The organism is Stenotrophomonas sp. STEN054 (genome assembly GCF_056854535.1).
Map to the genome: position 1 here is coordinate 94,550 of NZ_JBXFWG010000002.1, position 12,963 is coordinate 107,512.

The 12,963-nt window shown below is 66.9% G+C and carries 15 protein-coding genes; all 15 read left to right on the forward strand.

Annotated elements, in window-relative coordinates; genetic code table 11:
• Nucleotides 1–4 precede the first annotated feature (4 nt).
• Nucleotides 5–799, forward strand: coding sequence for an enoyl-CoA hydratase/isomerase family protein (locus AC1VXD_RS01320; RefSeq protein ID WP_482990493.1), 795 nt, complete (start codon nucleotides 5–7; stop codon nucleotides 797–799).
• A 4-nt stretch (nucleotides 800–803) separates the two neighbouring features.
• Nucleotides 804–1,157, forward strand: a complete 354-nt coding sequence (locus AC1VXD_RS01325) for a hypothetical protein (protein WP_482990494.1) — start codon at nucleotides 804–806, stop codon at nucleotides 1,155–1,157.
• On the forward strand, nucleotides 1,157–1,843 hold the full coding sequence (nth, locus tag AC1VXD_RS01330) for an endonuclease III (protein WP_482990495.1): 687 nt from the start codon (nucleotides 1,157–1,159) through the stop codon (nucleotides 1,841–1,843). The genes AC1VXD_RS01325 and nth overlap by 1 nt, the downstream gene beginning before the upstream one ends.
• A 203-nt stretch (nucleotides 1,844–2,046) precedes the next feature.
• Nucleotides 2,047–3,258, forward strand: a complete 1,212-nt coding sequence (locus AC1VXD_RS01335) for an OprO/OprP family phosphate-selective porin (protein ID WP_108768343.1) — start codon at nucleotides 2,047–2,049, stop codon at nucleotides 3,256–3,258.
• A 312-nt stretch (nucleotides 3,259–3,570) separates the two neighbouring features.
• Nucleotides 3,571–4,590, forward strand: coding sequence for a phosphate ABC transporter substrate-binding protein PstS (gene pstS / locus AC1VXD_RS01340; protein WP_482990496.1), 1,020 nt, complete (start codon nucleotides 3,571–3,573; stop codon nucleotides 4,588–4,590).
• 408 nt (nucleotides 4,591–4,998) lie between these two features.
• On the forward strand, nucleotides 4,999–6,087 hold the full coding sequence (gene pstS / locus AC1VXD_RS01345) for a phosphate ABC transporter substrate-binding protein PstS (protein ID WP_482990497.1): 1,089 nt from the start codon (nucleotides 4,999–5,001) through the stop codon (nucleotides 6,085–6,087).
• A gap of 79 nt (nucleotides 6,088–6,166) precedes the next feature.
• Nucleotides 6,167–7,135 carry a phosphate ABC transporter permease subunit PstC gene (gene pstC, locus AC1VXD_RS01350; protein WP_079221293.1) on the forward strand — a complete coding sequence of 323 codons (969 nt, stop codon included), beginning with the start codon at nucleotides 6,167–6,169 and terminating at the stop codon, nucleotides 7,133–7,135.
• Nucleotides 7,135–7,998, forward strand: a complete 864-nt coding sequence (gene pstA / locus AC1VXD_RS01355; RefSeq protein WP_482990498.1) for a phosphate ABC transporter permease PstA — start codon at nucleotides 7,135–7,137, stop codon at nucleotides 7,996–7,998. Before pstC ends, pstA begins: the two co-directional genes overlap by 1 nt.
• Before the next feature lie 19 nt (nucleotides 7,999–8,017).
• Nucleotides 8,018–8,848: a phosphate ABC transporter ATP-binding protein PstB gene (pstB, locus tag AC1VXD_RS01360; RefSeq protein WP_108751511.1), complete on the forward strand. Its 831-nt coding sequence runs from the start codon at nucleotides 8,018–8,020 to the stop codon at nucleotides 8,846–8,848.
• Between the two features lie 65 nt (nucleotides 8,849–8,913).
• Entirely contained in the window at nucleotides 8,914–9,621 is a 708-nt protein-coding gene (gene phoU, locus AC1VXD_RS01365) for a phosphate signaling complex protein PhoU (protein WP_482990499.1), read from the forward strand.
• Between the two features lie 315 nt (nucleotides 9,622–9,936).
• Nucleotides 9,937–10,293: an HvfA family oxazolone/thioamide-modified RiPP metallophore gene (locus tag AC1VXD_RS01370; RefSeq protein ID WP_482990500.1), complete on the forward strand. Its 357-nt coding sequence runs from the start codon at nucleotides 9,937–9,939 to the stop codon at nucleotides 10,291–10,293.
• On the forward strand, nucleotides 10,280–11,155 hold the full coding sequence (locus tag AC1VXD_RS01375) for an HvfB family MNIO-type RiPP peptide maturase (RefSeq protein ID WP_482990501.1): 876 nt from the start codon (nucleotides 10,280–10,282) through the stop codon (nucleotides 11,153–11,155). The genes AC1VXD_RS01370 and AC1VXD_RS01375 overlap by 14 nt, the downstream gene beginning before the upstream one ends.
• The gene (locus AC1VXD_RS01380) at nucleotides 11,148–11,903 is read left to right on the forward strand and encodes an HvfC family RiPP maturation protein (RefSeq protein ID WP_482990502.1); all 756 of its coding nucleotides are present in this window, start codon (nucleotides 11,148–11,150) and stop codon (nucleotides 11,901–11,903) included. Before AC1VXD_RS01375 ends, AC1VXD_RS01380 begins: the two co-directional genes overlap by 8 nt.
• Nucleotides 11,904–11,931: 28 nt before the next feature.
• On the forward strand, nucleotides 11,932–12,432 hold the full coding sequence (locus tag AC1VXD_RS01385) for an HvfX family Cu-binding RiPP maturation protein (protein ID WP_482990503.1): 501 nt from the start codon (nucleotides 11,932–11,934) through the stop codon (nucleotides 12,430–12,432).
• Nucleotides 12,433–12,564: 132 nt separating this feature from the next.
• The gene (locus tag AC1VXD_RS01390; protein ID WP_482990504.1) at nucleotides 12,565–12,882 is read left to right on the forward strand and encodes an RcnB family protein; all 318 of its coding nucleotides are present in this window, start codon (nucleotides 12,565–12,567) and stop codon (nucleotides 12,880–12,882) included.
• Nucleotides 12,883–12,963: the final 81 nt, after the last annotated feature.

Genomic DNA, 12,963 nt, shown 5'->3' on the forward strand with positions numbered 1-12,963 from the left:
TTCCGTGGCCTCAGCCCCCGCCGACCCGCCCGTCGCCGCGACCGATGACGGTGCCATCCGCACCCTCACCGTGCAGCGCCCGGAAAAGCTCAACGCCCTCAATGCAGCCACCCTGCAGGCCCTGGCCGAGGCGTTCAGCGCGGCAGCGGCCGATCCGGACGTCCGCGTGGTGGTGCTGACTGGCGCCGGCACCAAGGCCTTCGTAGCCGGGGCAGACATCGCCGAGATGAACACCCTCAGCGCGGTTCAGGGACGTGATTTCTCGCTGCTTGGCCAGGCCCTGATGCGCCGGATCGAGCGCATGCCCAAGCCGGTCATCGCCCGCGTCAACGGCTTCGCGCTCGGCGGTGGGCTGGAGCTGGCCATGGCCTGCCACCTTCGCATCGCCGCCGATACCGCCAAGGTCGGCCAGCCGGAGATCAACCTGGGGCTGATCCCGGGCTTCGGCGGCAGCCAGCGGCTGCTGCGCCTGTGCGGCCGCGCCACCACCCTGGAACTGTGCCTGCTGGGCGCCCCCATCGATGCCGAACGCGCCCTCGCGCTGGGCATTGTCAACCAGGTGGTGCCGGTAGCCGAACTCGACAACCGCGTGCAGGACGTCGCCAGGCAGCTGGCACGCTCGGCGCCGCTGGCTCTGCGCGGCCTGCTCGATGCCGTGCACGTGGGCGGCGAATGCAGCCTGGAAGCCGGCCTGGAGTATGAAAGCGCGCAGTTCGGCCTGCTGTTCGCCACCGAAGACATGCGCGAAGGTACCAGCGCGTTCCTGCAGCGCCGCCCGCCGGCCTTCCAGAATCGCTGATCGCATGGCATCCCGACCCAACCCCGTGCAGCTGTTTGCCCGGGTCCAGGCAGACGATCTCGATGGTGCCCTGCAGAACGGCCTGATGGACTACATCGCTGCGGATGCCGACGCACGCCTGCTGCCCGACCACCCGGAGCTGCCGCAAAGGCTGCTGCGGGCACAACATGACCTGCGCACCGCCTGGGCCGCACGCGAACGCTTTCGCGCACGCGCCGTTCGCCTTGCACGCCGTGAAGCCGAACGTGATGCACGTCGCACACCGGCTCCGGCGCCCGATGTGAAACCCGCGCTGCCCGCTGCGGCCGCCGCGATCCTCGCCCGGGCCAAGGCCCGCGCCGCAGGCAAGGAGCAGTAATGGCCACTGCAAAGAAGACTACGCGCGCACCTGCGCGTCGTGGCAGCGTGATGCCGCGCGCCGACGTGGTGGAAATGTTCACCCGCCTGCGCGAACTCAACCCGCACCCGAAGACCGAACTGGAATACAGCTCACCGTTCGAACTGCTGGTGGCGGTGGCACTGTCGGCGCAGGCCACGGACGTGGGCGTCAACAAAGCGACGCGACGCTTGTTCCCGGTGGCCGACACACCGGCGAAGATCCTCGCACTCGGTGAGGACGGCCTGAAGAAATACATCGCCACCATCGGCCTGTTCAACGCGAAGGCAAAGAACGTGATCGCCACGTGCGCGATCCTGCTGGAGAAGTACGACGGCGAAGTGCCGCGCGATCGCGAAGCGCTCGAAGCCCTGCCCGGTGTCGGCCGCAAGACCGCCAACGTGGTGCTCAACACGGCGTTCGGCGAACCGGTGATGGCGGTGGACACGCACATCTTCCGCGTCTCCAACCGCACCGGGCTGGCACCGGGTAAAAGTGTGCGCGAAGTCGAGGACCGTCTGGTGAAGGTGATCCCGGCCGAGTTCCTGCTCGATGCGCACCACTGGCTGATCCTGCACGGACGGTATGTGTGCAAGGCACGCAAGCCGGATTGCCCGGGCTGCGTGATTGCCGACCTGTGTCGCTTCAAGGAAAAAACCGTCGCGTAGGCCGCAGGAAACGCATCCACGCGTGGCATGGATCTACTGCAATCCATGCGCAACCCCAGCGTCACATGCAAGCGTTTACATCGTCAGCCCCTGACGCGACGGGGCCTGCGGCGGATCCCGGCCGCGCGCGAACTGTCACATTTACGCAATCTTTACCTTCTAGCCTGCGCGCATCTTCCCACCTGCCTGCAAGGCTCCTCTCCATGAAACTGCATCACCAACTCCTGACGGTGGCCGTGGCTGCTGCGCTGTACGTGCCGGCTGCTCACGCTGAAGTCGCCATCGATGTGATCGGCGGTTCGGAAATCACCTTCGAAGGCCTGGTCCAGGCCGACGGCAACTGGTTCGACAATGACGTCGTGGACCTCAACGGCGGTGACGCCGGCAATGGCAAGGACAGCGAATTCGAACTGCGTCGCGCCGAGCTGGTGCTGAAGGGCAAGGGACCGGGCAACGTGGAGTGGGTCGTCGGCTACGACGCCAAAGCTGACAAGTTCCTCGACACCAACGTCAAGTACAAGCTGCTGGGCAACGCCAACCACTTCATCCAGGCCGGCCAGTTCAAGCAGCCGAACAGCCTGGAAGAACTGTCCAGCACCAAGAACAACGACTTCATCTCCAAGGCTGCGGTCACCAACACCTACGCGGTCGCCCGCCGCCTCGGTGGTGCCTACAGTTACGGCCAGGACAACTGGTCGGTCACCGCCAGCGCCTTCGGTCGTGAACTGACCCGCAACCTGGCCCACGGCAGCGGCTACGGCGCACGCGGCACCTTCGCCCCGATCAACGAGAAGGGCCAGGTCCTGCACTTCGGCCTGAGCTACGTCGACTACGACGCCGACGCCGACACCCTGCGCGTGCGTGCCCGTCCGAACGCCGACCTGGCCACTGCGCGCCTGGTCGACAGCGGCAACATGACCGACACCGACCGCGTCAGCACCCTCGGCGCTGAAGCCATGTACTTCCAGGGTCCGTTCAAGGCCCAGGCCGAGTACTACAGCAGCAAGGCCAAACGCTACGACCACGACAACTACACCAGCGACGGTTACTACGTCAGCGGAGTGTGGAACGTGACCGGCGAGACCTGGAGCTACAAGGGCGGTACCCCAGGCACCGGCCTGCCGAACAACCCGGCTGGCGGCCAGTGGCAGCTGGGCGTGCGTTACGACCACATGGATCTGAACGACGGCAACCTGTCGGCCAACCCGGTGGCCGGTCGTCCGCCGATCGTCGATGGCGTGCTGGGCGGCAAGATGGACATCTGGACCGTCGGCGCCAACTGGTACTGGCGTTCGAACTTCAAGTTCATGGTCAACTACGTGATGGTGGACAGCAAGAAGTACAGCTCTACCGCCCGCGGCTTCGTCAATGACGATCCGAACATCCTGGAAGCCCGCGCGCAGTTCTTCTGGTAAGACCTGACGCACGCGTTGCAACGAAGGCACGGCTCCGGCCGTGCCTTCGCCGTCTCAGCGCCCTCTCGCCCCGCGACCCGGGCGGCCGCACCTGCGCAGCACCGGCGCCGGAGCTGCGCCGCGGGGGCCGCAAAGCGCCCTTCCCTGCCCTGTCCCGAAGGCCTCGCAGGCCATCTGGCGCGGGTTCCGGGACATTCATGACGGGTGTCACGATTGCGTCATATGACAGACGCGGGCGTGTCACGTAACCGTTATGGAATGTGCACCGAAACGTCGGGCAGCCGCCCTTCGACCACCCCAGGAGTCTCTCCCGTGATCCACGCCTTCAAGTCGCGCGCCGCTGTCGCCATCCTGGCTGCATCGTCCGTGTTTGCCGCCAACGCCGCCGATGTCACCGGCGCGGGCGCTTCGTTCATCTACCCGGTCATGTCCAAGTGGTCGGCGGACTACAGCACCGCGACCGGCAAGAAGGTCAACTACCAGTCGATCGGCTCCGGTGGTGGTATCGCCCAGATCAAGGCGGCGACCGTGGACTTCGGTTCCTCCGACGCCCCGCTGAAGCCGGAAGAGCTGGCTGCTGCCGGCCTGGCCCAGTTTCCGTCGGTCATCGGCGGCGTGGTGCCGGTCATCAACGTGGCCGGCGTCGCCCCGGGCGCGCTGAAGCTGGACGGGCCGACCCTGGCCAACATCTTCCTGGGCAAGATAAAGACCTGGAACGACCCGGCCATCGCTGCCCTGAACAGCGGCCTGACCCTGCCGAACGCCAAGATCACCATCGTCCACCGTTCGGACGGTTCGGGCACCACCTTCAACTTCGTCAACTACCTGTCCAAGGTCAGCCCGGAGTGGAAGAGCAAGGTCGGTGAAGGCACCTCGGTCCAGTGGCCGGCCGGCATCGGCGGCAAGGGCAACGAAGGCGTCGCTGCCTACGTGAAGCAGATCAAGGGTGGCATCGGCTACGTCGAGCTGTCCTACGCCCTGCAGAACAAGATGTCCTACGCGGCAATGAAGAATGCTGCCGGCAAGATCGTGCAGCCGTCGGACGCCTCGTTCTCGGCCGCGGCCGCCAGCGCTGACTGGGCCAATGCCAAGGACTTCTACCTGGTCATGACCAACGCCCCGGGCGAGCAGGCCTGGCCGATCACCGCCACCAACTTCATCCTGGTGCGCAAGCAGCCGAAGAACGTGGCCGGCGCCAGGTCGACCCAGGAATTCTTCCGCTGGATCTACAAGAACGGCGACGCCCAGGCCAAGCAGCTGGACTACGTGCCGCTGCCGGACACCCTGGTCAAGCAGATCGAGACCTACTGGTCGCAGAACCTGAAGTACTGAGCAAGGCGTTCCCCCGCAGGAACGGGGGTCGGCGGGTCCTCTCTCCCTCGCCGATCCCAACCGGGCGCTGGACCTTCGGGTCTGGCGCCTTTCTCTTTTGGGGGCCCGGCCCTGCCCCTTGTAGAGCCGAGCCCATGCTCGGCTGACGGACCGCAGCCGATCATGGGCTCGGCTCTGCAAGGGCAGGCGCCGTCGAGCGAGCTCGACGCTACGGGAGGTGGACCGCGCGCAGTCCAAGGCCCCGGGGGCACCGGACATCCCCGCCCCGGGCGTCCAGAACCCCGTGAAACCCTTGTCAGAACGTGATGTCCGACACCTCTGTCATGGACGTCATACGGCTGTAACAAAAACATCATTTCATAGCCGCATCCGCTGACGCCGTCAGCTCTTCCCCGCTATGGAGTGAACATGAAACTGCACTCGGCCGGCCTCGCCGCCCTTTCCCTGGCCATCGCCCTGGGCCTGTCGGCCTGCGGTGGCGACAAGCAGGCTGCACAACAGCCGGCTGCCGACGCAGCCGCCGCGCCGGCCGTTGCCGGTGACAAGGTGACTGCTGAGGTCTCCGGCGCTGGCGCATCCTTCATCTTCCCGCTGGTGTCCAAGTGGTCGGCCGACTACAACACCGCCACCGGCGCCAAGATCAACTACCAGTCGATCGGTTCGGGTGGCGGCATCGCCCAGATCAAGGCCGGCACCGTTGATTTCGGTTCCTCCGACAAGCCGCTGAGCAGCGACGAGCTGGCCCAGGCCGGCCTGGCCCAGTTCCCGTCGGCCATTGGCGGCGTGGTCCCGGTCGTCAACATCGAAGGCCTGGAAGCCGGCAAGCTGCGCCTGACCGGTGCCCTGCTGGCCGACATTTTCCTGGGCAAGGTCAAGACCTGGAACGACCCGGCCATCGCCGCGGCCAACCCGGGCGTGACCCTGCCGGACGGCAAGATCACCATCGTCCACCGTTCGGACGGTTCGGGCACCACCTTCAACTTCTCCAACTACCTGTCCAAGGTCAGCCCGGAGTGGAAGACCAAGGTCGGCGAAGGCACCTCGGTGCAGTGGCCGGATGGCGTCGGTGGCAAGGGCAACGAAGGCGTTGCCTCCTACGTGAAGCAGATCAAGGGCTCCATCGGCTATGTCGAGCTGGCCTACGCGCTGCAGAACGCCATGCCGTACGCCGCCCTGCAGAACGCCGCAGGCACCTGGGTGCAGCCGAACGCTGAAACCTTCGCCGCCGCTGCTGCCAGCGCCGACTGGGCCAGCGCCAAGGACTTCAACCTGGTCATCACCAACGCCCCGGGCGAGCAGGCGTGGCCGATCACCGCCACCAACTTCATGCTGATGCAGAAGAAGCCGAAGGACGCCAAGCGCAACCAGGACACCCTGGCCTTCTTCAAGTGGGCCTTCGAGAACGGCCAGACCCAGGCCAACGAGCTGCACTACGTGCCGCTGCCGGCCGAACTGACCAAGCAGATCGAGGCCTACTGGGGCACCGAGCTGAAGTGATGGACCCGACGGTGCCCGCCCCGCGCGGGCACCGTCACTTCCACGTCGTGCCGCCCCCTTTCCTGGCCCTGCCGTCCCCATGAATGCCATCGCCCAGCCTGTAGCAGCTCCGTCCACGCGCGATGCGCGTGATGCCCGCAATGACAAACTGTTCCGATGGGTGCTGGTCGGCACCGTCATCTTCGTCCTGATCGCCCTGGCCTGCGCCGCGCTGTCCATGCTGTGGGGCGGCCGCCACGCCCTGCAGATGCAGGGCCTGAGCTTCTTCTTCTCCTCCGACTGGAATCCGGTCGAAAACAAGTTCGGCGCCCTCGCCCCGATCTACGGCACCCTGGTCACCGCGTTCATCGCGATGGTCATCGCCGTGCCGGTCAGCTTCGGCATCGCCTTCTTCCTCACCGAAGTCGCGCCTCGCTGGCTGCGTGGCCCGGTCGGTACCGCCATCGAACTGCTGGCAGGCATCCCCTCGATCATCTACGGCATGTGGGGCCTGTTCGTGCTGGTGCCAGTGATGACCGAGTACGTCACCCCGTTCCTCAACGAAACCCTGGGCGAATGGCCGATCATCGGGCCGATGTTCCAGGGCCCGCCGCTGGGCATCGGCATGCTCACCGCCGGTTTCGTGCTGGCCATCATGGTCATCCCGTTCATCTCCTCGGTGATGCGCGAAGTGTTCCTGACCGTGCCGACCCGCCTGAAGGAATCGGCCTACGCGCTGGGTTCCACCAAGTGGGAAGTGAGCTGGGACATCGTCCTGCCCTACACCCGCTCGGCCGTCATCGGCGGCGTCTTCCTCGGCCTCGGCCGCGCACTGGGCGAAACAATGGCCGTGGCCTTCGTGATCGGCAACAGCGTGCGCCTGTCGCCCTCGCTGCTGGAACCGGGCACCACCATCGCCGCGCTGATCGCCAACGATTTCGGCGAGGCCACTGAAACCTACCGCTCGGCGCTGCTGCTGCTCGGCTTCGTCCTGTTCATCGTCACCTTCGTCGTGCTGGCCATCGCCCGCCTGATGCTGATGCGCCTGTCCCGCAAGGAGGGCAACTGATGTCCACCACCGCTGACTCCCTGTACCTGCGCCGCCGCATCGGCAATGTCATCGCCATCGCGCTGTCCTGCGCCACCGCCCTGTTCGGTCTGTTCTTCCTAGGCTGGATCCTGTTCACCCTGGCATCCAAGGGCCTGGCCGGCATCAATCTTGATCTGTTCACCAGGATGACGCCGCCTCCGATGCAGGAAGGCGGCCTGGCCAATGCCTTCTTCGGCAGCGCGGTGATGTGTGCGCTGGCGATCGGCATCGGCACCCCGCTGGGCGTACTGGCCGGTACATGGCTGGCCGAGTACGGCAACGCCCGCAAGGCCGGCACCGTGGTCCGCTTCGTCAACGACATCCTGTTGTCGGCACCGTCCATCGTGCTGGGCCTGTTCGTCTACACCCTGTACGTGATGCAGACCGGCGGCAACTTCTCCGCCTTCGCGGGTGCCCTGTCGCTGGCCTTCATCGTGCTGCCGGTGGTGGTACGCACCACCGACGAGATGCTGCGCCTGGTGCCTTCACAGATGCGCGAAGCCGCCCTGTCGCTGGGCATCCCGCAGTGGAAAGTGATCGTGCAGGTGCTGTACCGCAGTGCCTCGGCCGGCATCATCACCGGCATCCTGCTGGCCCTGGCCCGTATCTCCGGTGAGACCGCGCCGCTGCTGTTCACCGCCTTCGGCAACCAGTACTGGAACAACAACATCTTCCAGCCGATGGCCTCGGTGCCGGTGGTGATGAACCAGTTCGCCGGCAGCCCGTATGAATCCTGGCAGGTGCTGGCCTGGGCCGGTGCCCTGGTGCTGACTGTCTTCGTGTTGCTGGTCAGCCTTGCCGCCCGTGGCATCCTGCTGCGCAACCGTATCTCCCATGACTGACCTTTCCGTGGATAACGCCATGAACGACCTCTCCAACGCCGTGCCCATGCAGCGCATCGCGGTGCCGGCCTCGCACGAGAACCTGCACACGCCGTCGCCGGTCAAGCTGGCCGCGCGTGGTCTGGACTTCTACTACGACAAGTTCCACGCCCTGAAGGGCATCAACCTGGAGATCCCGGAAAAGCGCGTGACCGCGCTGATCGGTCCCTCCGGTTGCGGCAAGTCGACCCTGCTGCGCATCTTCAACCGCATCTACGCGCTGTACCCGAAGCTGGAAGCGCGTGGTGAGGTGCTGCTGGACGGCGAGAACATCCTGTCGCCGAAGTACCCGATGAACCGCCTGCGCAGCAAGGTCGGCATGGTGTTCCAGAAGCCGGTGCCGTTCCCGATGACCATCTTCGAGAACGTGGCCTACGGCATCCGCCACCACGAGAAGTTGAGCAAAGCCGACATGGCCGACCGCGTCGAGCAGGCGCTGCGCCAGGGCGCGCTGTGGGACGAAGTGAAGGACAAGCTGGGGCAGAGCGCCCTGGGCCTGTCCGGTGGCCAGCAGCAGCGTCTGTGCATCGCCCGTGCCGTGGCCCTGCGCCCGTCGGTGCTGCTGCTGGACGAGCCGACCTCGGCGCTGGACCCGATCTCGACCAGCCGCATCGAGCAGCTGGTGGAAGAGCTCAAGCACGAGTACACCATCGTCATCGTCACCCACAACATGCAGCAGGCAGCGCGCGTGTCCGACTACACCGCCTTCATGTACCTGGGCGACCTGATCGAGCACGACCGTACCGAAGTGATCTTCTCGCAGCCCTCGCAGCGGCAGACCGAGGACTACATCACCGGTCGCTTCGGCTGATCGGTGTTGCCCCCTCGCCACATGTCCCAGCCAGGCGCGGCCTGGCTCTACCCGGATTGCAGACCATGAATCTTCCCAACGACCACATCGTCAAGAGCTACGACGAAGAGCAGCAGCGCCTGGTGGCCGAAATCGTGCGCATGGGCGAGATGGCCGTCGCCCAGCTGGAGGCGTCGATGGACGTCATCGAGAAGCGCGACGAGAACGCCGCCCACCGCATCATCGCCAACGATGAAGCCATCGACCAGCTGGAACAGCAGATCAGCCACGACGTGATGCGCCTGGCCCTGCGCGGCCCGATGGCCCGCGACCTGCGCGAGATCCTGGCCGGCCTGCGCATCCCGGCTGACATCGAACGCATCGGTGACTACGCCGCGAACGTGGCCAAGCGCTCGATCGCGCTGGGCAAGGTGCCGCCGCTGCCGCAGATCCAGGGCCTGCGCGCCCTCGGCCGCCTGGCCGCGCAGCAGGTGCGCCGCGCCATCGCCGCCTACCGCGACAACGACGCCGAGGCCGCCATCGCCCTGCGCCAGGACGACGCCCGCCTGGACGCGCAGTACACCGCGCTGTTCCGCGAGCTGCTGACCTACATGATGGAAGACCCGCGCAACATCACCCCGTGCACCCACCTGCTGTTCATGGCCAAGAACCTGGAGCGCGTGGGCGACCACGCCACCAACATCGCCGAGAACGTGTGGTTCCTGGTGCACGGTGAGCAGCCGCTGCCGCCGCGCGAGAAGCGCGACGAGACGTCGAGCACCGACCAGGTCTGACACTGCGCTGCAACAGCAGTTTCGTCTACGCAGGCCCCTGTCGGCATGACAGGGGCCTTTTTGTTGGCGCGCGATCCGGGGTTTCATCCACGCATGGCGTGGATCTACTGCTGTCCCGCAACTTGCCGCAGGCGGATGGGAGGCGGCGCACGACATCCAGTAGATCCACGCCATGCGTGGATGCCGTGCGCCCCGCTTTTCCTGCCCGTAACAATTCTCACGAAAATTTGAGCTATCGGCGAGGATTCGGTGAGCAGGATGACTGCACCATCGTTTCACCCCGGGCGCCCGCCCACCACCCAAGGAGTACGACCGATGAGCAGTTCCAACAAGACCCTCTCCCTGCTGACCGCCACCGCACTGGCCGCAGGGCTGGGCGTGACTGCCAGCGCTTCGGCTCTGAGCATGACCGACCTCACCCAGGGCTACCTGGTGGCTGGCCAGGCGGCCAAGGCGGGTGGTGCAAAGGCCGCCGACAGCATGGCCGGTGATGCCGCCAAGCATGCCGAGGGCAAGTGCGGTGCCGACGGCAAGAGCGCTGAAGGCAAGTGTGGCGCCGACAAGGGCAAGGCCAAGGACGGCACGGGTGCCGAAGCCAAGGCCAGGACCGCCGGCGACAAGAAGGCCGCCGAAGGCAAGTGCGGCGAGGGCAAGTGCGGTGTCAAGCACTGACGCTGCCGCCAGCGTCGTCCACCCACGGCTGCCGCTGCCTGCGGCGGCCGTCGGGCTGGGCCTGCGGCGTGCGCTGCTGCAGGACCTGCACGACGCTCCGGCCGGTGACTTCGATTTCCTGGAATGCGCGCCGGAAAACTGGATCAACGTCGGTGGCCCGGCCGGCGATGCCCTGGACGAACTGGCCAGGCGCCACCCCTTGAGCTGCCACGGCCTGTCGCTGTCGCTGGGCGGCAGCGCTGCGCTGGATACCGAGCTGCTGCGGCAGGTCGGCCGTTTCCTCGAGCGCCACCGCGTGCCGCTGTACAGCGAACACCTGAGTTACTGCAGCGACGACGGCCAGCTGTACGGCCTGCTGCCGATTCCCTTCACCGACGAAGCCGTGCGCCACACCGCCGCGCGCATCGCCCGCGTGCAGGACCTGCTGGGCCGCCGCATCGCGGTGGAGAACGTGTCCTACTACCTGGCCCCGCAGCCGGCGATGGACGAACTGGCCTTCACCAACGCGGTGCTGGCCGAGGCCGACTGCGACCTGCTGCTGGACGTCAACAACGTGTACGTCAACGCCTGCAACCATGGCTACGATGCCGACGCCTTCATCGCCGGGCTGCCCGCGCAGCGCATTGTCTGCCTGCACGTGGCCGGCCACCTGGACGAGGCACCCGACCTGAAGATCGATACCCACGGCAGCCCGGTGATCGACCCGGTGTGGGCGCTGCTGGAGCGCAGCTACGCCCGCTTCGGGCCGCGCCCGACCCTGCTGGAACGCGACTTCAACATCCCGCCCTACGCCGAACTGCAGGGCGAGCTGCATGCCATCCGCCGACTGCAGGGCACACCGCGCGAGGTCGCCCATGGCTGACGCGCCCGAGCGCCTGCGCGCGCAGCAGCATGCATTCACCGCACACCTGCGCGACCCGCAGCAGGTGCCCGCCCCGGCCGACCTCGACCCGCGCAGGGTGGCGGTCTACCAGCGGCTGCTGTCCAACAACCTGCTGGGCCTGCTCGGCAACAGTTTCCCGGTCTGCGTGCGCCTGCTCGGCGATGCGGCCTGGGCCGAGCTGGTCCGCCACTACTTCGCCCACCACCGCGCACGCACGCCGCTGTTCACGGCGGTAGCGGCCGAGTTCGTGCAGTGGCTGCAGGCGCAGCCCGAGCTGCCGCACCCGGCGCTGGCCGAGCTGGCCCACTACGAGTGGGTGGAAACCGATCTGTACCAGCGTGCGGCCGAGCCATTGCCGCCGGCCCCGGGCATCGACCCGCTGCAGGAACCGCTGCGCTGCTCACCGCTGGCCTGGCCGCTGCTGTACGCCTGGCCGGTCCACCGCCTCGGCGCCGATGACGCAGCGGTCGCCCCTCCGGGCGAACCGACCGGCCTGCTGGTCCGCCGCGACGGCGATGGCGTGGTGCGCTTCGCCCAGCTCAGCCCGTTGGCCGCGCACCTGGTGATCCTGATCGACGAGGCGCCGGGAGCCACCGGCGGGCAGCAGCTGCAGCAGCTCGCCACCCTGCACCACCTCGACGCCGGTGCGTTGATCGAACCCGGCACCCAGCTGCTGCAGCAGTTCCTGCAGGCCGGTGTGATCGGCCCGCTGCCCGCCGTGGCCTGATACCCCCCCAACGAGGAGTTCCCCCGTGATGAACACCCCGCACCTGGCCGCCGTGCGCGGCCAGCTGGATCGCTGCGGCCCGTGGTTGGCGCCGCTGGGCCTGCGCCTGCTGCTGGCCTGGGAGTATTTCGAGTCCGGCCGCGAGAAGCTGCTGGGCGAGAACTGGTTTGCCGAGCTGCAGGGGGCATTCCCGTTCCCGTTCGACCAGCTGCCCGCCGGCGTGAACTGGCAGTTGGCGACCTGGTTCGAGCTGGCCGGCGCGGCCTGCCTGCTGTTCGGGCTCGGCACCCGCTTTGCCGCGGCGAGCCTGCTGGTGCTGACCGCGGTGGCGACCTATGCCGTGCACTGGCCGAAGCACTGGCATTCGCTGGGTGATCTGGCCATGGGCTACGCGATCAGCGACCAGGGCTTCGGCAACTTCAAGCTGCCGGTGCTGTTCATGGCGATGCTGCTGCCGCTGCTGTTCAACGGCGCCGGACGCCTGAGCGTGGACGCGTGGGTGGCCGGCCGGGCCGCCGCGCCCCGGTAGTCGCGTCGGCCCCGTTACACGACGATACGCGCCGAAACCGCGCAAAAGGCCGATTTAATCGCCTATTCATCAAAAAAACCCGATGCTGGATCCGTGGCCTCGATGACCACGTCCTTCCCCCGGAGTTGCCCGATGAAGCGCCTGATTGCCGCCACCCTTTCGCTGACCCTGCTGGCCACCGCCGTCTCGCCCGCGATGGCCGCTCCCTATGGCGCCGGTGGGCGTGACGACCACCACGGCCACAAGGATCACCACGACGACCGTCGCGATCCGCCCCGTCGCGGCCACAAGCTCGCCCGTGACCACCGCGGCGAGCACGTCCGCGATTACCGCCACCATGGTCTGCACGCCCCCGCCCGCGGCCAGGAATGGCGCAAGGTCGACGGCCGTTACGTGCTGATTGCCGTGGCCACCGGCGTCATCGCCGACGTGGTGCTGGCACACCGCTGACCCGTGCACAGCGTCCCGGCCATGCGATGCGTGGCCGGGCGCTCAGGGTCGCTCTGCTAGAATCCGCGCATGACTGACCCC

What these genes read in the sequence shown, in the direction of transcription:
- phoU (WP_482990499.1), top strand. Translation starts at nt 8,914, where the DNA reads ATGAATCTTCCCAACGACCACATCGTCAAGAGCTACGACGAAGAGCAG.
- nth (WP_482990495.1), top strand. Translation starts at nt 1,157, where the DNA reads ATGGCCACTGCAAAGAAGACTACGCGCGCACCTGCGCGTCGTGGCAGC.
- AC1VXD_RS01385 (WP_482990503.1), top strand. Translation starts at nt 11,932, where the DNA reads ATGAACACCCCGCACCTGGCCGCCGTGCGCGGCCAGCTGGATCGCTGC.
- AC1VXD_RS01390 (WP_482990504.1), top strand. Translation starts at nt 12,565, where the DNA reads ATGAAGCGCCTGATTGCCGCCACCCTTTCGCTGACCCTGCTGGCCACC.
- AC1VXD_RS01370 (WP_482990500.1), top strand. Translation starts at nt 9,937, where the DNA reads ATGAGCAGTTCCAACAAGACCCTCTCCCTGCTGACCGCCACCGCACTG.
- pstB (WP_108751511.1), top strand. Translation starts at nt 8,018, where the DNA reads ATGAACGACCTCTCCAACGCCGTGCCCATGCAGCGCATCGCGGTGCCG.
- AC1VXD_RS01335 (WP_108768343.1), top strand. Translation starts at nt 2,047, where the DNA reads ATGAAACTGCATCACCAACTCCTGACGGTGGCCGTGGCTGCTGCGCTG.
- AC1VXD_RS01380 (WP_482990502.1), top strand. Translation starts at nt 11,148, where the DNA reads ATGGCTGACGCGCCCGAGCGCCTGCGCGCGCAGCAGCATGCATTCACC.
- pstS (WP_482990497.1), top strand. Translation starts at nt 4,999, where the DNA reads ATGAAACTGCACTCGGCCGGCCTCGCCGCCCTTTCCCTGGCCATCGCC.
- AC1VXD_RS01325 (WP_482990494.1), top strand. Translation starts at nt 804, where the DNA reads ATGGCATCCCGACCCAACCCCGTGCAGCTGTTTGCCCGGGTCCAGGCA.
- pstC (WP_079221293.1), top strand. Translation starts at nt 6,167, where the DNA reads ATGAATGCCATCGCCCAGCCTGTAGCAGCTCCGTCCACGCGCGATGCG.
- pstA (WP_482990498.1), top strand. Translation starts at nt 7,135, where the DNA reads ATGTCCACCACCGCTGACTCCCTGTACCTGCGCCGCCGCATCGGCAAT.